Consider the following 238-nt stretch of genomic DNA (forward strand, 5'->3'; position numbering starts at 1 on the left):
TACGCGGCGGAGCCAGCGCATCGAGCTGGCCCGCACGCATTGACTGCAATATGACGACCGAATCCAGCAGATCGCGCCGGGTGCGCGGAAACAGAATGCCGGTTGATACGCCGCCGACCTGATGCCCGGCGCGTCCCACCCGCTGCAGTGCGCGGGCGACTGAAAGCGGTGCGCCCACCTGGATCACCAGATCCACCGGCCCCATATCAATGCCAAGTTCCAGACTGGAAGTCGCCAC

1 protein-coding gene is annotated in these 238 nt (G+C 65.1%); it reads right to left on the reverse strand.

Annotated elements, in window-relative coordinates:
- On the reverse strand, window positions 1-238 hold a 238-nt coding region (locus tag SB765_RS33515), incomplete at both ends, for a helicase-related protein (RefSeq protein WP_410933020.1).

It is taken from the genome of Pseudomonas sp. SIMBA_067 (genome assembly GCF_046534675.1).
GTDB lineage: Bacteria > Pseudomonadota > Gammaproteobacteria > Pseudomonadales > Pseudomonadaceae > Aquipseudomonas > Aquipseudomonas putida.